Origin of the sequence: Sphingobacterium bambusae (assembly GCF_033955345.1) — a bacterium.
Classification (GTDB): Bacteria; Bacteroidota; Bacteroidia; order Sphingobacteriales; family Sphingobacteriaceae; genus Sphingobacterium; species Sphingobacterium bambusae.
In genome coordinates this window covers 2834211-2854453 of sequence record NZ_CP138332.1, presented here as the reverse complement: position 1 = coordinate 2854453, position 20243 = coordinate 2834211, and the positions used below count along the sequence as shown (strand labels likewise).

15 protein-coding genes are annotated in these 20243 nt (G+C 45.5%); 8 read left to right on the top strand and 7 right to left on the bottom strand.

Annotation, left to right across the window (positions count from 1 at the left end):
- Window positions 1–40: 40 nt before the first annotated feature.
- Complete coding sequence (locus SCB77_RS11940) at window positions 41–3292, bottom strand: SusC/RagA family TonB-linked outer membrane protein (protein WP_320182236.1); 3252 nt, start codon at window positions 3290–3292, stop codon at window positions 41–43.
- Window positions 3293–3524: 232 nt separating this feature from the next.
- Between SCB77_RS11940 and SCB77_RS11935 the strand changes: the two genes are divergently transcribed.
- Complete coding sequence (locus tag SCB77_RS11935) at window positions 3525–3917, top strand: hypothetical protein (RefSeq protein ID WP_320182235.1); 393 nt, start codon at window positions 3525–3527, stop codon at window positions 3915–3917.
- Between the two features lie 74 nt (window positions 3918–3991).
- Here SCB77_RS11935 and SCB77_RS11930 read toward each other — a convergent pair whose 3' ends face one another.
- Genes SCB77_RS11930 through SCB77_RS11905 form a run of 6 tightly spaced genes read right to left on the bottom strand, consistent with a single transcriptional unit; the run spans window position 3992 to window position 11198 of the window.
- Window positions 3992–4117, bottom strand: a complete 126-nt coding sequence (locus tag SCB77_RS11930; RefSeq protein WP_320182234.1) for a hypothetical protein — start codon at window positions 4115–4117, stop codon at window positions 3992–3994.
- Window positions 4118–4152: 35 nt separating this feature from the next.
- Entirely contained in the window at window positions 4153–4827 is a 675-nt protein-coding gene (locus tag SCB77_RS11925) for a hypothetical protein (RefSeq protein ID WP_320182233.1), read from the bottom strand.
- Between the two features lie 12 nt (window positions 4828–4839).
- A complete protein-coding gene (locus tag SCB77_RS11920) occupies window positions 4840–5826 on the bottom strand; it encodes a DUF3592 domain-containing protein (protein WP_320182232.1) in 987 nt (328 codons plus the stop codon).
- 22 nt (window positions 5827–5848) lie between these two features.
- On the bottom strand, window positions 5849–6916 hold the full coding sequence (locus tag SCB77_RS11915; protein ID WP_320182231.1) for a hypothetical protein: 1068 nt from the start codon (window positions 6914–6916) through the stop codon (window positions 5849–5851).
- A gap of 12 nt (window positions 6917–6928) precedes the next feature.
- The gene (locus SCB77_RS11910) at window positions 6929–8713 is read right to left on the bottom strand and encodes an HSP90 family protein (protein WP_320182230.1); all 1785 of its coding nucleotides are present in this window, start codon (window positions 8711–8713) and stop codon (window positions 6929–6931) included.
- A 7-nt stretch (window positions 8714–8720) separates the two neighbouring features.
- A complete protein-coding gene (locus SCB77_RS11905) occupies window positions 8721–11198 on the bottom strand; it encodes a tetratricopeptide repeat protein (protein ID WP_320182229.1) in 2478 nt (825 codons plus the stop codon).
- A gap of 247 nt (window positions 11199–11445) precedes the next feature.
- On the opposite strand from SCB77_RS11905, the gene SCB77_RS11900 reads away from it, so the two are divergent.
- From SCB77_RS11900 to SCB77_RS11870, 7 genes are all read left to right on the top strand, one after another.
- Entirely contained in the window at window positions 11446–12486 is a 1041-nt protein-coding gene (locus SCB77_RS11900; protein ID WP_320182228.1) for a YncE family protein, read from the top strand.
- Window positions 12487–12566: 80 nt separating this feature from the next.
- Window positions 12567–14930, top strand: a complete 2364-nt coding sequence (locus SCB77_RS11895; RefSeq protein WP_320182227.1) for an outer membrane beta-barrel family protein — start codon at window positions 12567–12569, stop codon at window positions 14928–14930.
- A 7-nt stretch (window positions 14931–14937) separates the two neighbouring features.
- Window positions 14938–15183, top strand: a complete 246-nt coding sequence (locus SCB77_RS11890) for a transcriptional repressor (RefSeq protein WP_320182226.1) — start codon at window positions 14938–14940, stop codon at window positions 15181–15183.
- Window positions 15184–15222: 39 nt separating this feature from the next.
- Window positions 15223–15768, top strand: a complete 546-nt coding sequence (locus SCB77_RS11885) for an RNA polymerase sigma-70 factor (protein WP_320182225.1) — start codon at window positions 15223–15225, stop codon at window positions 15766–15768.
- A gap of 83 nt (window positions 15769–15851) precedes the next feature.
- Window positions 15852–16490, top strand: a complete 639-nt coding sequence (locus tag SCB77_RS11880; protein WP_320182224.1) for a hypothetical protein — start codon at window positions 15852–15854, stop codon at window positions 16488–16490.
- 6 nt (window positions 16491–16496) lie between these two features.
- Window positions 16497–17726, top strand: coding sequence for a hypothetical protein (locus tag SCB77_RS11875; RefSeq protein WP_320182223.1), 1230 nt, complete (start codon window positions 16497–16499; stop codon window positions 17724–17726).
- Between the two features lie 78 nt (window positions 17727–17804).
- Window positions 17805–20234, top strand: a complete 2430-nt coding sequence (locus SCB77_RS11870) for a TonB-dependent receptor domain-containing protein (protein ID WP_320182222.1) — start codon at window positions 17805–17807, stop codon at window positions 20232–20234.
- Window positions 20235–20243: the final 9 nt, after the last annotated feature.

Here is a 20243-nt window from a genome sequence, read left to right as displayed (position 1 = left end):
AGTAGACCCTCCACCTAGGCAGGGGGCCAATCTTCGAATATTAGAATGTTACTTTTAAACCAAGGTTATAACCTCTAACTAATGGGTATAAACCATAATCTACACCTGGCGTCAAGTTTCCACGTTGGTTGTAATCTGGCTCTGGATTGTATCCTTTGTATTTAGAGATCGTGAACGGGTTTTCCACGCTAGCGAAAATCCGTACGCCTGCAATTTTTAGTTTGTTGCTTAGCGACTGCGGTACGCTGTAGCCCAACATCACATTGGTCATCCTTAAGAAAGAACCATCCTGTAGGTAGAAGGAAGATAGGCGCGTGCTGTTGCTCTGCGTTCCTGCGCGTGACGCGCGGTATACCTTACCGTTACCGGGATCCTGCGCCGAACGGTAACGTTGTGCAACGTCGGCATACTGGTTTCCGGATCCTTCCATATTGTATAGGTAGTAATCATAACCGTCCAACACCTGATTGCCTTGCGATCCGTTGAAAGAAGCTCGGATATCAAATTGCTTGTAGGATGCATTCAATGCAAAACCGTAGGTAAAGTCGGGATGTGGATTGCCGATAACGCGCTTGTCCGCATCATTGACGATTCCGTTTCCATCAACATCCTCAAAATATAAATCTCCGGGTTGCATTGGGTTTGTAGAACCTGCAGAAGGGGCAACTTTATCGTAGTTATCCTCAGTGGCTACGCCCAACACTTGGAAACCATAGAACATGCCAATAGGACTTCCTTGTTGGGTAATATGGGTGATGTAGGAACGCTCGGCACCGTTTGTCATAATGGTTGCCGCACCGCCAAGATCAAGCACCTTATTACGGTTTACATTGATGTTTCCACTGAAGCCCAATTGGAAATTCTCTTTTCTTATGAGTGTAGCGTCAATCTGTAAATCAAATCCCTTATTTTCTACCTTACTGTCGCGCATATTGGTCAAGACTGCTGTCGCGCCAGAGATGGCCGAGACAGGCTGATTGAACAACAGGTTAAATGAACGGCTGCGGTAAAGGTTGGCCATCACATTGACACGTCCATTGAAAAGACCGATGTCGATCCCCCCGTTATACTGCGAGGTTGACTCCCATCCCAATCCAGAATCTTGAAAATCGTTAGGCCAGTAACCCGTCGCTACCGCGTCACCGATGATCACACCACCAGGAGTACTCATGGTCGTTTTGTTCCGGTAATCCCCAATATTGTTGTTACCGCTCAAGCCCCAGCTCGCCCGCAGTTTAATCGACGAACCGGAACCTAGCCAATCGCCATAAAACTCCTCGTTAGACAATGTCCAGCCTGCAGAAACTGAAGGGAAGGTACCCCATTTTGTCTCCGATCCGAAGCGTGAAGATCCGTCGGTACGGAAGGATGCGGATAGGAAGTATTTTGCATCGTAGTTATACATCACACGGCTGAAATACGACTGCAAGGTGATTGCGCGCTTGAAAGCATCTTGTAGCGTGAAGTTCGATGGATCTGCCCCTTTGTCACTGATCTCGCCAATCTTATCGTTTTGAAAACCTCTAGCCCGCAATTCAATAACGTCGATATCTGTCCGCTGTGCTGAATACCCCAATAACGCGTTTACCTGATGCTTCTCGTTGAATGTCTTGTTGTAGTTCAATGTCGTTTCGACCAACTTATCGATTTCACTTCGTGTGTTGGCATCAGCGTAAGCCGCTGTCTTAGCCTGATTCGAGAAGGGTCTGTTATTTCCGTCGGAGATACTTGTTGGTCTGTAGTATTCGTACTTCTCATCATATGTAGACAGGCCACCATTCACCTTAAGGTTCAAACCGCTCAGAATCTCAAAATCCGCAAATGCATTGTACAAGCCACGCTTGCCGCGACGGTTGTTTTTGATCATGGTCACGTAAGCCAATGGATTCTCCGGGTTTTGTATACCATAGTTGTTGGCAGATAGATCACCCATCAGATACTGCGCATAGCTGCCGTCTTCATTATAGACGGGCAACGTTGGTAGGTATATCAAGGCGGCCATTGATGGACTGCGGTCGTAGCGGCCCGTCGTCACTTCATTGTTATCGTTATAGGTGAATGCTACGTTGGCTCCAACGGTCAAGCGGTCATTTACCTTCGAGTCAATATTGGTTCGGAAATTAAACGTCTGCTGATCGGTTCCAAGCATAATACCTTGTTGATCTTGGTAAGCTACGCTGGCCAAGTAACGTGTTTTATCGTTCCCGCCTGTCGCTGATATGTTGTGCCGCTGGAAAGGTGCATTTCTATAAAGGGCATCCTGCCAGTCTGTATCATACTGCGATTTCTTGGCCGTACCTGTCGCAAAATCATAGTAATCCTCAGGGATGGACACAGATCCTGCGTTTCCGACGCGCGCGACACGCGCAGCATTATTGTCCATCCGCATAGCATCTGTCCAAGTCATGCCTCTGTTAACGACCAAATCTTTATAAGCATTGTTACGTCCATCGATGATCAAGTCGATAAATTCCTCTGCATTGAGTAGATCGATCTTTTTGGAGAGCTGCCCGAATCCCGTTACTAGGTCGTAATCAATATTGCTCTTCCCTTCTTTACCTCTTTTTGTTGTGATGAGTACTACACCCGCCGCGGCGCGGGAACCATAAATGGCCGCAGAAGCTGCATCTTTCAATACATCGATGGTTTCGATATCGTTGGGATTGATATTTAGGTTATTCCCCGCAGGATAACCATCAATTACATATAGTGGATCTGAACCCGCGTTGATGGATCCCATTCCGCGTACGCGGATCTTTGTGCCATCGTAAGGCGCTCCAGAGGTCTGCATGACCTGTACGCCGGCTACTTTACCTACTAGAGCTTGTCCCAGCTTTGGTGAGTTCAAATTTAACTCCTCCGCCTTCACACTGGCGATAGCTCCTGTCACATCCGATTTACGAACGCGTTGGTAGCCGATAGAAACAAGAACTTCATCAATTGCCTGCGATTGAGATTCCAAGGAAAACAAAATATTGTCCGTTCCCGTTGCGGGCATATCTGCCGGATTATATCCGATGTAACGCACCGAAAGCACATCACCTACATTACCAGGAATAGCAAAGGTTCCGTCTATGCTTGTTTGTAAACTTTGCTTGGTACGCGTGTTTGTAACCGTCGCCCCTGCGATTGGGTTTCCTTGCGAGTCGACAACTTTACCGCGTAAATTTTGCTGATCTTTATTAATTGTTTTTGTTAAGCTATTGCTTTCTGTACTGTGCGCGCCGGCAGGGAGAGATGCGGCACTCAGTGAAAGTAACAGCCAGAGTAATCTGGATGGTTTCGGATACATTTCTTCACGTATTAGTTGCCGCAAACCTAGCAGTCTAATGTTACGGAAACATTAAATTGCTTTTATAATATCATTAGCTAAAACGTATTATTGGACTTCAAAGTTAACTTTAAGTGGAAGCTTATCACGGACACAACACAAATTACCCGAACACAATTCTACTTGTCAGACGGAAGAGAAAATATCCCAGTACGTTGCAAACAATTTCATATTTTCGACGTATACAAAAAGTATGGATTATAAAACGCAATTTACAGTGCCATTAGAAGATGGCTCGGAATACAACTATACCGTGGAAATAACTAGAGCTAGTGAATTCATAAACATATTGATTTGCGATTTTAATGGGTACCGAGAGCTCTTTGAATGCAGATCTATTGACGGACAAGTGCATCTGTTCTCCTTAGAAAGGATTCAACAGCCAAATAGCGATAGTATTGTGTATCAAAAAATAGAATCTATTGCCAAAGAGTTCATGGACAGCATCGCTGCCGAAACTTCAGCGATGGACGCGAGAGTTTGTCCACGCCAACTCCGTGGGCAAGAAGAAAATATTCCTACAGAGGACGTGAATTGGAGGAATGGTAATGAACTGCGGAGCGATGAAAACAGTTGCTTTGGATAGATGCATAGCAAAATATCCCGAAAACCTAGGTCCTCGGGATATTTTAAAAAACTAATTATTCCAATCAAACATCACTATTCTTTGGACATTATTAACCTAAAAGGGTTTAAAAAGTCGCCTATTTCCCCAACCTTGGGAAGTCCCTTTGCACGATGGGCGTTGGATCCGACGCCGGTATCGTCGCCAATTGTGAAGGACATAAAAGCCGCTTAATTTCCAAGAGTAGCCATGCTCACTATTCCTGTTCGAAGGAACGAATGGTTCCATCAGCATTAAATTCGATGCTGTACTTGCTGCGCTCGTTGGAAATGGTACGAGGATACCATCTTATTTCGTTACCCGACGTAATTGCGTACACCGTATAATCTTCTGATCGGCTACCGATCTGTTGCAACTTTTCCTTTAAATGAAGAAATACCTGATTAGCCGTCTTAAAAGGCAAGCTGTTCAGACTAACGATATCCTTGGCAACAATATCGCGCTTGGAAAGCACAACAGGTGAGGGGTCAGACCATTTACCATCCCGATAATCGTAGGAGTCTACATAGTTCTTTTGTTGCGGATGCTGAACCTTCAGGGATATGCGCCCATCGTCGTAAAAATGCACCGAACGGTAAATAAAAATATCCTGTCCGCGAAGCTCCGGCCGATCGCGCAGCGACCGCTCGGCAGCGATCAGCGCTGAAGAATCTGCCAAAAAAGGCGTTTCGTCTGCGCGCTCCTCTTGCTCGACTGCAACAGCCTCTTGGCTTGACCGAGGTGCCGGCTCAATTTCTGCAGCTGTCGTATCTATATCTGTGGTGCCCTCTTTAGTCTCTTTGAGGCTATTGACAAAGGATTGACAGCTCATCTGCAACAAAGAAGCTGTAATAAATAGGCTAACTAAAGATCTTACGAATACCTTTTTCATGGTTGGTAGCGATTATTGTTTGTTAATATCCTGTTCAAAAGCAACAGATTGAGGGTTGCTCGGATTGTAAAACACGAATGCCTCTTTTTGACTACGAACCTGTGCAACATCGATGAGGGACACGATTTTCTTGATCTGAGCCGACACCTTACGGCCAGCACCATCGAGGAACTCAACATGAAATCGAATTTCTGGCTGATCGTTGATTAAAGTTCCGGTCTGCTCCGCTCGAGTAATCGATGCCAACGTCTTTTTTCCCTTAAATTTCAAGAACTCCATTACCCTGCCCATGTTCATGAATTTCATAAAGACAAACTTTTTAAACCCATAAATTATGCCAGGAAAAAACAGGCAACATGCAGGAATAATAATCAGCGGATGCCAGAAACTTAGGAATCGCCAGCCATAGCCCGCGCTTTCCAACTGATAGGAAAACAAGAAGTAATAGATCGCCGAAGCCACAAAGAGCAGCCAAACCAAGGGTAAAACCCAGTTTACTTTAACAAAACTTTCTTCCAGCAACACACTCGGCAACTTCTTGAAGGAAGGGTCAACACGTAGATAGCAGATCGAACCTACCTTATACCGCTGTTGTTCGGGTTTCGAATCATTGAAGCTCATGCTGTGCCGGATAGTTTCTCCCTCCAGATTAACCAGCTCTAGCACAATTGTCTTGGGCACGGATTTGCTACTAGCGCCTTTCAACAAGGTCACACCGACAACCGTGGACCTCAGGCGCACGCCGTCTCGCAGCAGGATACGTATGTTACGCAGAGCAAAGTAGGTGTACCGCAACAAAATCCACAGCGAAAGACAGCCCACGATGAACCAAAGGATACCGCTCAGGGCAAGCATCGCCAGCGCGGTATTGGGACTGACGGTAGAAAGGTCTACATTTTCATAACTCGTCGAATAGTAAATAATCGCCGGGTGGACAAAAATAAAGTAACCAATAAAAATGGTCCAAAAAAAAGAAAAACCTTTCAATATGCCGTTCATATAACGCTGTTTTCTACCTCCCTTAAATAGCTGCCATGGAAAGCTGTTTTTGAAAATTATTGTTCCCATTCCGCTCATCAAAACGAGCCGCCAGACTGTGGGCAAGTTCGCGGTAATGCACGGCAATCTCGGTTGCGGTGAACGAATTTTGTCCGCGGTACAAGCTATGGGTTTCCGAAAGATCAAGCGTAAAGCTTTCTTGTGGGTCAAAAGCCTCCATGGACTCCACAAGCAGGCATGCTATCTGGAACATGGAACGGTCTGCCGGTCCATCTGCCCACGGGATAAATCGCTCAAACCACTCCTTGGCCTTGGAGAGATCTGTTTTCGCGTAATAAGCTGCCAGTTTGATCGCAGACAACAGGATAGAGGAGTCTTTTTCCTTTTTATAGATCTCCATCTCGGCTTGTGCGGCCAATTCAGCGGCTTGCTCGCCGGCATCGGCTCTTAATGCTGCGTAAGTCAGATTCACTGTTGTGCGCAGAGGCACGTGGGCACAGGTAAACTGTTTTTCCAATAGTGGACGTGCCTTTTCATAAGCGGCCTTATAACCTTCCCGGAGCAGGACTGCAGATACCTCAGCATCCATCTCACAGGCTTCGCAGTCGCTCATATCATCCCGCTCCAAGCTATTTACAGCTTCTAATGCCGCCTGGATAAGATCATTATCTTTCTGCACCAATGCATCGCTGAGCCTTTCGTTGTAAATCGCTCTTTTTCCGTATCCATTGCGCAGCAGGCGCATTTGGAAGTCCTGTAATGCCGACTCGATCTGCTCCCGGCTGACATCGGGGTTGTCATAGAGCTCGGACATCATCCACTTGTACTGCCAAAGAAAATCCTCTTCATTGAACAGATTGGGGTTTTCATCGTGGGCCTGCAGTATCCAGGCAAAGGCGGGCAAAGACTCGGGCGAGAAGGCAAGATCGATCTCGTAGTTTATCAGTTCCAGCCTCATGTCGTAGGCCCATTCGATATCTTGGTTGTCATCGGCAAGTTGTATCGCCTGCACCAACAGGCGCACCTTTTCATTGTTGTTATCGACGCGGTCGATCTGGTTAAGTATTTTTTGAATCTTCAGGGTGTACATGCACGCTGTGTATTAAATGTTAACAAAATTTGTGAGCCCCATAACGATGAGGTTTTTCAGGGCATTGTTCAATATCTTCATTTCCTTTTCTTGGACATTATACTTGCCCAAGATCATGGCCTGCACGTAAAGAACCTCGACGATAGACTGCAGCAGGTAGCGATCAGTCACGGATGCAATCTGCTGCACCAGCTCATTATCGGCATTTAGGCAGAGGATAGGCCGCTGACGAGGCTTCGCGGCCGACTTCAGTACGCGCGCAAAGGGATTCGCATCAGCCTTGAGCTGGTTCACCGTTTGCTCCACGTTGGATTGCTCGGTCTTGGTATATATTGCGGGTGTATCATGTGGCCTGAAATGTTTTATTTCCAACGCACAGCCATGTTCATCCAATATTTGCTGAACAAGATCCTTGAATGTAGAGAGACGCTTCAGTTGCTCCGCATCCAGATCGACAAAGGTGCCTACAAGCTCACTGGGCAGCATGGCCTTTATCGAAAGATCGGGATAGCGCGTAGCGATCTTTTTCAAGAGCTCGGTGTCAAAGGTGTAAGAACCATTGATGAGCAGGATGCCCTGTGTATCGGCCATGCGGTCGATTTGCTTGAAATCTTCAAAATCTGCACTATAGTATACCGTTTGCTGAAATTGCCTGATCTCCCTAAAATTCCGCTGTCCTCGATTTGTTTCAAATGGAATATCATCCAGAAAAATATCTAGGAAGTCATTATCCTCTAGCGCGAACGCTTTAAGATGCAAGAAGTGTGTTTGTATGATCCTGTTGTAAACCGATGGATCTATGGCCTTACAATTTCTCAAATAATCTTTGAGCGCGACGGCGATTTCCTTTCTTGTTTTCTGGAGCAGCTCATTTTTCATCAGCGATTCCCGCGATGCTGTTGCGCTAAGCCCCTCGGTATTGACGAGCATGCGCACAAAGAAAGCCCAATTGGGCAATAAAGACTGATCCTCCTCAGACAGAAACATGCGTTTCAGGTAAACACGGTGATGCTGCTTGCTGCTAAACTGCGTTTTGAAAGGAAGGATATACAATACCCCCGTACAATCGCCATGCGTCGTATGGAATGGTACAGCATCTAGGAAATTCACATTTAACGTGTCCTTTCCGACGTCCAGCAATGTGCCTCTATCGGAAGAGTTTAACCAAGCGGGTTGCTGGGTGTTGAGGACGTCTTGCATCTCGCCCTTTTGCAGCACAACCTTTTCGCGCAGCGCATCGCCATAGTGTTTTAGCTTCCCTTTAAAGTAGGCATATTCAAAAATATGCTTGAACTGGGCTTTTGGCTTTAGGATAACACGTGTCCCAAAAGGGATTTCCTCATCCATCCGTTCGATTTTATAATCACCTTCGGCTTGGGCTGTCCAGCGCCATGCTATCTTTTCCAACGCAGAACATGTTTCGACGACAATCTCGTCGCTAACGACGAAACAGGATAATAGGCCGATGCCGAACTTGCCGATAAAGTCTTTTGCTTCATTAAGGTCTTTACCCTTGGAGCTTTCTCCGATGACGGAAAGAAAACGATGTATCTCTTCTTCTTTAAGCCCAATTCCGTTGTCTTGAAAAACAAAGCTATCTTCTGCCTCATTGGGCAATGTAACCATTATCTCCCCAGCGTGCTCCTCATCCAAATAACGGATGGCCGTTATCGCATCCACCGCATTTTGCAGAAGTTCCCGAATAAAGGTGTTCGGATCACTGTACAAATGTTCCGACAACAGGGCAATCATGCCCTTTAAGTTCACCTGAAATGCGTATGCTGTTTCCTTACTCATCGTTCAATTATCCTCTTGCACCCTTCATAATCCTTGTAGCCTGTTCATGTCCGTTTTCTGCTGCCCGCTGAAACCAGTGCAAGGCAATATCTTCATTCTCTTCCACACCATCGCCCATCAGGTAACAGTTTCCTAGCTGATATTGCGCCTCTGCATATTCCCCTTCGGCAGCATCCTGAATCCATTGGGCTCCCTTGGCCTGATCGGCGAGGACGCCATCGCCCTGCAAGAGCTGCAAGCCTGCAAAGTAGCGGGCGTAAATATTACCCTGCTGCCCACTTTGTTCGTAGTATTGGAATGCCTTTTCCTTATCTACATCGGTACCAATTCCGAAATAAAAACATCGACCTAAGCGGTAAATTGCTCCATCGTTCCCCTTTTCAGCGGCCATTTGGTAATATTTAAATGCTTGCATGGCGTTTGCTTCTACACCTGCACCGAATTCGTAGCACATCCCCAAGCCATCGGTGAGGCTTCCAAGCTCTTCCGCTTGCTTATAGTAATCAAACGCCCGATCATACTCGCCCCGTTGGTCATAGTCAAAGAAATAGTAGTCGCCCAACAGCAATTTAGCCTCCGCAATATTTTCTGCCGAAGCGCGCTCCAACAGTGCCAAGCCTTCTTCTGCGCGCTGCTCTACCATACCATTCACATAATAACGTCCCATCACGTAATAGGCATAGGCATAACCCAAATCGACGGCTTTAGCAATATACTCCATGGCCTTATCGTCATTCTTTGCAACACCATAACCATATTCATGGCATAGCGCTAGATCGGTGAGCGCCTGCGCATGATTTCGTTCCGCAGCCTGCCGATAAAAATCCATCGCTTTGTCTAGATTTGCCTCGGTGCCAACGCCAAAGCGGTAGCAACGTGCGAGCTCGTAGATGCTGCTCAAGTCGTGACCAGCCGCTCCTTGGCTATAGCTTTTAAAGGCCTCCTCGGGAAGCTTGGCCCCGGATTGATGGTAGTCGTATTCAAGGTAAACCCCTTGCAGAAAATAGGCGTAGGGATAGCCCAATTCCGCGGCACGCGTGAAATAGCGGAATGCCTCTGGATAATTTGGTGGTGAAAGCAGTTCCTGCGCGATGCCCAGCTCTGTTATTGCTACGGCGTTGTCTGCTGCCGCCGCTTCCTCAAAATAAGGCATGGCCGCCTGAAGATCAGGTTCACCATTATGTATACCATATTTTAGGTAACGCCCTACTTGATAAAGTGCTTGTGGCAACTTTGCCTGAGCCGCCTGTTGGTATAGCGAAAAAGCTTGTGCATAATCCGGTTGCTTCTCGGCGCTTCCATATTCGTGAAAGTTGCCCAAGCGCAGCTGCGCATAGGGCACTTGTTTATCAGCAAGTTGTTGAAATATCGAACGGGCACGCTGCTCATCTCGCTCCACAAAGCGACCCTCTAGATAGATCTCGGCCAGCTCAACCTGTGCATCCGGCTGATCGTAGTTATCCTGAAGCTCTTCCAAGATTTCCATCCCTTGAGCCACATTTTGCAACAGCTCATTATAAAGATATAGACAGGCCAAACGATAGCCTGCATAAGCATTATTGTATTCCCAAGCTTTTTGTAAATAGAAAACGATATCCCTGTAATCCTCTACTTTCTGATCATCTGCAGAAATGTTGGATAGCTTGATAAGGGCAATCTGCACTGCGGCATCGGTTATTCCCGTTTCAAAGGCCAAAAGGTAACTCGGAATAAGCGCTTCCAATTGTTCTGCGGAGGTTGCTTCTCGGCGTTTGAGCTCTGTCAACACAAACTTGCAGTAGGAAGAATCCGTCTCTTTAATGCCTTCCTCCAACGCCTGCCGTTGAAGATCTATCTCGCCGCGACGCGCATAGTAGTATTGTAGTGTTTCGTAGTAATGCCGTTGAAGCTTCTTGTCTCCCTGTTGCGCTAGTGGCTGTATGTGCTCATACACCGATTCAAAATCATCTTTCCAAACTTCAAGATGGGAATTATAGGCTACCGCCCAAAGATCTCCCTCCTGTGCCATTTGGTGGAGCTTGCTACTAGCAGCTTCCTTTTCCATATCGGTCAAGATACCTAGGGCATTATAGTATAAATAAAGGGCGCTGGCTGCCGGCACGGCAGCATCAATAGCCTTTTGCAGATAGAAAGAAGCTTGACCTTTGTCGACATAGGCTCTTCTGCAAAGCACATGCTGCAAGCCCAGCTCGATCCAAGCTTCTGGATATTGCGGCGCAAAGGCTAGCAATAGGGCGCGCGATTTATCTACAAAAAAACGGTAATCGTCTTCATCCAAGTACAGATTGGCTGGAAAATCGCCGCCTTTATCAAACAATCTATGGTAAAGCATTTTTGATTTTTCTTGTAAAAAAGAAACTTCAAATTGCGCTAGAATATCAAACCAATCTTCCCTTTCCGTTTGATCTGAAGGGCTGTTATTCAATGATTCATTAGCTTGCTGTATAGCCAAAAGCTTCTCGCTGTATTGTCTTTGGAGCTGCATACGGTTGATATATTCTTACTTATTTAATTGATTACGGATTTAGTTGACCATAGGCCCATCCGTCGAACCTCAACAAAAACTCTGCCAATAGAACAGGCTTTACGTTGTTCATACCACCTAGGATCTTGCACAAACGAACGCTATTTTCCATTTTTTTCAATTCCCGACTTCGGAAAAGAGGAGCCTGTGCAACTTACCTTAAAAGGTTTATTAAAAACAAGTCTAAATATCACAAACAACAAGAACAATGAAACACCTTCTCGCAGGCATCGGTCTTGCCCTTTCTTCCTTCAGTAGTTTTGCGCAAGACGCAAAGCCAACTTTCCAGATAGCCAATACGCAAAAGCTTCCCATTGAAGTTTATCAACTGGTGTTTAACCCCAGCAACAAACAGGTTTACGTTACGGGGCCACGCAAGGGGTTCAACAAAGAAGTGGACAACTATGTCTATGTACTCGACGCAAATGATCTAGCAATAAAAGACTCTATCGCCGTGGGCAAAAACCTGCCTTTTGGTGTTGCGCTGAACAACAAAACACAAACCCTATATGTAGGCCATTCCTTGCAGGGGGCGGTGAGCGCCATTGATCTACGCAGCAAGAAACAGCAGCTTATTCCAAGTGGAAAGGAAAAATCCAAAATCCGGGAAATTGCTGTAGACGAAGAGCGGAACAAAGTATATGTTTCAGATCATGGAAATCCATCTATTTGGGAAATCGATGGCGCAACAAATACCTACCAACGATCTTTTGATCTGCCAGGCGCCTACTTGCTTGGTGTAAACGTCGATGCTTCAAGAGGCTTGGTTTATGGAACGGATGCAAACAATATGGAAGGTAATGTTGTGGTTTACGATAGCAAATCTGGGAATCTAGCAGGAAAATACAAGACTTGGTCTTACTGCCCTTTGAACATCGCTCTTGACAAAAAGAACAATCGCATCTTTGTGAGCCAATCCAATGACAACAACATTACGGTACTGGATGGAGCGACAGGTGAGATCGCTTTCAAAGTTTATCTAGGCTATGATTCATCGCCAATAGGCATTGCCTACGACGAGCAGAACAACCTCCTGTATACGGCCAACCGCAGTAAAAACGAAGTAGCCGTGATCGACTGCAATTCGTTCGAGGTAAAAGAGCGTATCGCGACGAAAGGTCTACCAAACACGATCAGCATAGACCAAGCAACCGGCTCGGTATATGTAACCAATAAGGAAGCTGGACGTAAAGGTGCGCCTGTAGAAAACGGAAACACCGTCCTAAAAATCGACAAGATAAAAATCTAAACAACAAAAAATCCCTGCAGGCCGTCATGGCGCTGCGGGGATCGCTTAAAAACGCTAGCAAGTCCCTGCATCTATCATTCATGAACATCCATTTATTAACGCTTTTCCTCCTCTGCGCAGGCATGGTCTGCAAAACATTTGCGCAAACAACATTAACCGGCAAGATTCTCCATGAAGATGGGCGTGCCTTCGAGAACGTATCCGTCGACATTTTGCTCCTGCCCGACTCGCTTTCGCAAGGGCAAACCATCACTGATGAAAGTGGAAATTACCTCGTACAGATCCAGCGTGCGGGAACCTTTCTCTTGCGGTATTCGGCCGTAGGGCAGCAAACGCAGTTCAGCCGAAATTACAGCTTAAAAAATGGAGATAAGCAAACCGTAGCACCAATCATCCTAAAAACAGCACCCATATCGCTGGCCTCCGTGAACGTGGAGGGCAAGCTTCCCGGGATCCGCCAATACGTCGACAAGATGGTTGTCGATGTAGAAGGTAGCGTCGCAGCCGAAGGCAACAATGTATTGGAACTGCTAGAAAAAACACCGGGAGTACTATCTGATGGCAAGGGAAATTTTTCGATTCAAGGTCGTACGGGTGCAACCGTCAAGATTGATGGTAAAGAGACGTACCTCACGGGCGCTCAACTGGCAAGCTTGTTAAGAGGCATGCAGGCACGCGATATTTCTAAACTAGAACTGATGAGTAGCCCTTCAGCAAAAGAGGATGCCGCCGGAAGTGCAGGTGCGATCAATATCGTCACCAAGAAAAATAGACGTGGTGGATTTGGGGCCGATGTTTTTGTACGGGGCGGCCAATCGCGCAAGTCGCAAGGAAGCTTTGGCGGTGGCGTACACTACAAAACGGAAAAGTTGAACGTCTTCTTACAAGCTTCTAGAGGATACGAATCATCAAAGGAAAGTTCCTACAGCGAGCGCACCTTCGGCGATGTCGCAAATCCGGAAAGACGACAAGTACAGCGGGAAGAACGTATACTCGACCCGGGGAAATACCATAGTTTGCATACTGGATTTGTATACGAGGCGGATAGCAACAGTACCTTAGAAGCGAGCATCAATTGGATCAAAGGTTTATTTATCTCTACTTCAAACATCGATATGGATATCTATCGTCGAGGCGTATCCAGCATCGATCGGGCAGCAACACGCAACAGCTTTGATGAAGGCTACAATAACCTAACGTTCAACGTTAACTATGCAAAAAAATACCGTGGAGAGGATCACTATCTTAAGGCCAACATCGATTTCGCACCGCATACAAACGATTACGACAATATCTTCCACACGGACTACTATGCTGCCAGCAGTAACAACGTAACCGGTGTTTCTGCTCGACATAACCTACAGGATCTCCACAATACCACCTACGCGGCGCGACTGGACTACAGCAGGCCATTGAAAAACCTGCAAAAAATAGAATTGGGTTGGAAAGCGACGCACCTCTTTATTGACAATGCCGTACAAAATGACACCCTCTCCAATTCGATGTGGGTAAATGACAGGAATTCTTCGAACGCTTTCCAATATACACAACATGTGCAGGCTGCTTACCTCACCTATTCGGGCAAGCTCTCAAAAATAGAGTACCAACTGGGTCTTCGCGGCGAATACACCTTTACCAAGGCGAACCAAGTTACAACCGGAGAAAGCGATCGAAATAACTACTTTGACCTGTTTCCCAATGCATTTTTGATGTACCACCTCACCGAAAACCACGTTCTGCGCGGATCGTTGAGCAGCCGTATTCAACGTCCTAGCGACCATGACGTCAACGTTTTCCGGGTTTATGAAGACGCTTTCACCTATTTTCAGGGAAACGCGGATATTAAGCCGGAAAAAAGCACCATCGTTGAGATAGGACACAGCTACAAAAATAAACTGTTTACCACCTTGAGCTATGGCAACAACCGTGATGTGATCACTTTCGTCAGCCGTGCAGGCGAATCGGCCAACGAAACCTACAGTAGACCCGAAAACATCGGACAATTTACAAATTACAGTGCCAGCGTGATGTACAACAATCGTTTCGCCTCGTGGTGGAGTGGAAGTCATTACCTCAACGCATTCCATAATGCCTACCGTGGCGAGATCGACGGTACCGTGCTGGACAACGAAGGCTCGAGCTGGACGTTGAACAGCAAGCATACACTAGAATTTCCTTGGACCATGCGATCAGAACTAATCGCCTACTACAATTCGGGGATAACCAGCGGAGCCAGAAGGAAAGAGAAGAACTACGGCGTCGATCTTGCTTTTGAGAAAAAATTATGGGCCGATAGAGCGATGTTAAAATTAGCCGTGAACGGCTTAGTACGCAACCGAAATCCTCGGTACAGCAGCACATTTGGCGATCTGACCATCTTCCACTCCGCTAGACCAGACAACAGGAAAGTATTGCTCACGTTAAGCTATCGCTTTGGAAAATAATAGCACAATGACAACGAATGAAAACTTGAACAAAACAGAACGTGCGATCTTCCATCTGCTGGATGAAGAAAAACGTTGGATGGACTTTGACGCCATCTTTCAGTCGCTCAATCCCAATATCAAATGTTTCAGCTATGCTGCGGTATATAAGAATATACGAAGCTTAACACAAAAGGAATTGGTTGCTTCGTGTAAGTTTCACCCTTACAAACAGCATTTCTTTTGCGTCAAGTCTATTTTGGTAAATAATTAGGGGAAAAATGAAGATTATTATTTATAATTATTCTAAATAATGTATATTTGCGATGATTTGGAACCCCCTATACATAACGAAGGTATCACGATTACGCAAGCATCATTCGAAGCATTGTTTGAAAGCTTTTGGCATCGTATGTATCGCTTTGCATTGAAAACGACCGAACAGGAAGACGATGCCAAGGAAATTGTGCAGGATATTTTCAAGTCTTTATGGGAGAGGCGAGAGAGCTTATCTATCCTCGATGCAGAGCGCTACCTCCTTCGGTCGGTGAAATTACGCACCTTGGAATACATCCGTAACAAAGCCACCAGACAAAGGCATCATGATATTATTCAAGAACAAAGCTTAACGGAATACGAAGATCAGCAATTACATGTTAAAGAGCTGCAGACAAAACTGCAGCGTATTGTTGAATCGCTACCCAAGCAATGTAAAAATGTGTTTAAGATGAGCCGGGAAGAGGGACTCAGTAACAAAGAGATTGCCAAGGCGCTTCTTATATCCGAGCGGGCCGTGGAGTACCATATTAGCAAGGCCTTACTGACGCTTCGAACGCACCTAGACACCAACAGCAGTTAAAATGATGCTTAGCCATATACAAATAGATATATTTCGTATTTTTGATAAGCAGAAGTATAGATCAGGACATAGTAAGAATAACCATGGAAATTAGCAAGGCACTTTTAGAAAAGTACGAGCTTGGTCAATGCACCGACCAAGAGCGCGATGCCGTGCAAAAATGGTTGGACAATGATCGCTGGGAAGATGAAGAAGATATGCCGGAAGAAGATCAAGCGGTCAAGGCGGATATATGGGCAAATCTAACGGCTCATATAGCAAACGAAGCGCCTAGCGCGACACCACTTGTAACCAAAAAACGCGTGCTATGGCCCATCTATGCCGCCGCAGCCTGTTTGCTGCTCGTGGTTGCTGTTTCGGCAGTCCGCCTGCAGTTTGATGCTTCCGAAAAAAGCCTTTTCTATGCAGACAACAAGCAACACGATGTGGCTTGGCAGCATGAGCAAAATTTCGACCTGTTGTTGAGCAAAAACAGTTCCGCGCAGATCGATCTGCATGCCGGAAGCATTGCGCTATCCGGAAATATTATGTTCAAGCCAAAACGAGATTTTACGCTTCACGATACGCGAAACAATAGGGTCTTTCATTTTAAGCGGAATCAAGTCTACGTGCTCTCCGAACATCCTTCTGAAAATAAATTCTTGGTCTTCCAAAAGGACGAAATGGCCTTTTTGCCTCCACCTATTCAACGAAAACTTAAAAAGCAATTTCAGATTACCTAGGTATTTATGGCTAAAAATCGCGCTTGTCACAACTTCTTGCTCCTTATCACTTCTTTCTGCCTGCTTTCTGCCTGTTCGCCGCGATCCGATAAACAACAGCCTGTTGACGATTTTTCTGCCTCGTTTTCATTTTACAACTTAAACAAAACAGGGCCGAACAACTTTATATTAACGGATAGGCTCGACAGCCTTTCCCAGCAAAGGGAAGCATCTATTCCAAGCGCTACGTTCAATCGGGAGTTTATTCTCAAAGGCCGATCTTTCTTTCAACTGAACTACAAAACCAACCAATTTGTCCGTTACGATCTATCAGAAAGAAATACACTTGCCGCATGGGATTCTATCTCCTTAGGTAAGATTGGTGATGTAGAGCATTTCATCTGGAAGGAAAATACAGATACCTTAATGCTATTTACCGTATTGCGGGATCAGGGAAGTATCGGATTTATGCATATTATTGACACCAAGTCCATGACTTTGCTCCAGCAACAAAAGCTGCCTCTTCCCAAAAGCATCTCAGCGGGATATGATCAGCTTAATATCGGCGTAGTTAACTACGATCATGAAAAGCTGTGGGTGGGCTATTCCTATAGCAAATACTTGGCAGATGGCGACTACACGACATCCGACAGCATGTATTTTAGCACGATCAACATGCAGACGCTAAGTCTGAAAAGTACCCATTCCGACGCCCGATCTACTTATCCTGGCGGAATAAACACAGTGCAATCTTATGCAGCCAAGAACGAAAACGGCGATCTGTATTTCATGAGCTGCCCCGGTATTGCCTTGGGCAACAAGCTTGACGCCCCTACAGCTATCTTCCGAAAAAAGAAGGGCGACGACGCACTAGATCCAAATTACATGATTAACATCTCGCAGCAGATAGGTAACCATGCCTACGGTTTTTGGTATCTCGGAAATCAGCAAGCCATCATCCGTAGCGAGCAAAAGGATAAGTATACCGACTTCTCCAACCACCATTCAACCTACCAATTTGAGTATTATCTCGTTGATCTAGACAACGGGACTCTCCACAAGCTGGCGCTACCTCTCGATAAAGGTACGCGCAAAGAAAATGTGATCGTAGACGGAGATATGGTCTATTTTGCTATTGATGATAAAGACGATAATCACGCTGTGTGGAGCTATTCCATTAAAAGCAAAAAAATCCAAAAAACACTAACCCTTTCAAAATCAGTCGATTTTATCGTCAGAATGGACCGGATAAAATAAATTCAACTTTTTTTTCAAGCAAACCTTCGGTTAATCGATATATAGGCTACGTTCCTATATATAATTAATCTAAATAAAATGCTTGATATCAAATGGACCTGTTGTTCACTATTGTTATTCCTTACTTTAAGTGTACAAGGCCAGTATTACAAAATCACAGGTAAAATTACGTCAACGTCCGGGGCAGGAATCGCCGGCGCAAAAATCGATCTGTCAACCGGCGAGCAGACGCTTAGTGACATAAAGGGAGACTACGAGATCAGTACAAAGTCTTCCAAAGGAAATTATTTACTTCGTGTACACAGCCTAGGCCACCAAGAGCAGGAGCGAAAAATAACTCTTGCGGATAATAAGCTCCTACGCGCCGACTTTCAACTTGTTGAATCGGCCAATCATATCGAAAAGGTTGAGATTACAGGTAGGCGTGTGGCACAGAAGATCAAGGAAACCGGCTTCAACGTCAACGTTATCGAGACCAAAGAATTTGCCAATACAAATACCGACATCAACCAATTGCTGAACCGTAGTACAGGTATTCGTATTCGCGAACAGGGGGGACTCGGTTCCAACTTTAGCTTTTCGCTTAATGGATTATCAGGCAACAACGTCCGATTCTTCATGGACGGGATACCGATCGAGTCGATGGGCAGTGGACTATCCTTCAATAACATCCCGGTTAATATAGCCGAGCGGATAGAGGTATACAAGGGGGTCGTTCCCGCCTACCTCGGATCGGATGCACTTGGAGGCGCAATCAATATCGTGACTAACAGGGATAAGTCGAAGTTTCTTGACCTCAGCTACAGCCTATCTTCGTTTAACACCCATCGAACAGCACTAAGCGCCGGATACACAGAGCCTAAAACTGGACTTCGTTTCAACCTGAACACATATTATAACTACTCGGACAACAACTACCTGATGCGGACCAACCCTGAGGCTGGCCTCTACTTAGTAGTTCCCAAAAGAACGGTAGGCGACGATGAATTTGGTTCCGTTAAGCAGTCCTACGATACTATACCTTCGGCACGAAGATTTCACGATAGCTACGAGTCCTACATGACACAGCTTGAGGTAGGTCTAAGCAATAAGAAGTGGGCCGATCTGGCCGTCCTTGGCTTCACTCATACCTTTGTAGACAATGATGTACAGACCGGAGCTACCCAAGAACGAGTGTTGGGGAAAGTGCACAACACGACAAGAAGCTTCACACCGAGCTTCCGATATCGTAAAGACCGCCTGTTTACCGATGGTCTTTCTGCTTCGATGTATACAAACTTTTCCAATAGTAAGTCGGTTATTACCGACACAGCCTCTTACAACGACTACACTTGGCTGGGCTACCACTTGGACACTTACTTTCCCAATGCCGGAGAGCTCACTTCAAATAAATCAATACAGCATCAGAAAAATAATACCTTTTTTGCACAGGCCAATGTAAACTATGCCCTTAGGCCCAACCACATCTTTACGTTAAACCACAACGTAAATAGCTTTACCCGAGAATCATACAACGAAATTGATCCGTACAACGATTTCTATAACAAAACAAATCGTACCACACAACATACTACAGGTTTAAACTACCAACAAGTATTATTAAAAGAACGATTAAACAACTCCTTTTTTGTCAAAAGATATACCGTAATTGGTAAAACCCAAGGCGGAGAAAATCCCTCGACAGACGAGTCAACAAGTTTTACCGGCTACGGCGCCGCCAGCAATTTTCGCATTCTAGAGAAATTGGGTATCAAGGCTTCCTACGAGCATGCATATAGACTTCCCAGCTTTGTAGAACTTCACGGAGACGGCATCAACGTGGATGCCAGCCCCGGTTTAAAACCTGTAAACAGCGATAACTACAATCTTTCTCTATACTATCAATATGTTCAAGGTGACCACGATGTGTTTTTTGATGGGGGCTTATTCTATCGTAATGCTAAAGACTACATCATCAACACAACCTACGAAGGGCAATTTGGCACTAGAAGATATTCTTCCAACGAGGGTGGAATCAAGATAAACGGAGCTGACGTTGAACTGCGTTACAACTATAAAGGAGGTCTGATCAGAGCGATGGTCAACCTGAGCTATTACAATGCGGTAGACCGTGAAAAGTATATAAAAGGAACGAATAGAACGAAAATCAGCTACGGAAACAGAACACCCAATGAACCATGGCTTTACGGTAATGCCGATCTAAGCACGATTGTACGTGATGCTTTCGGCAAAAAAAACACGAACTTGTTCATCAATTACTACCTCCAATTTGTAAACGACTATTCTTTGAGCTGGTCGAAACTCGGCGACAAGTCAACGAAAGATTACATTCCGGCACAATGGCTGCATAATATTGCTTTAACCTATTCTTTCGGCATGAACAAATACAATGTTACGATCGAGGGGCGCAACCTCACCGATGAGATCGCTTATGATATGTTTAAGCTGCAGAAACCTGGTCGTTCCTACGCCATCAAGTTCCGCTATTTCTTACAATCCATTAAATAATAATTATAT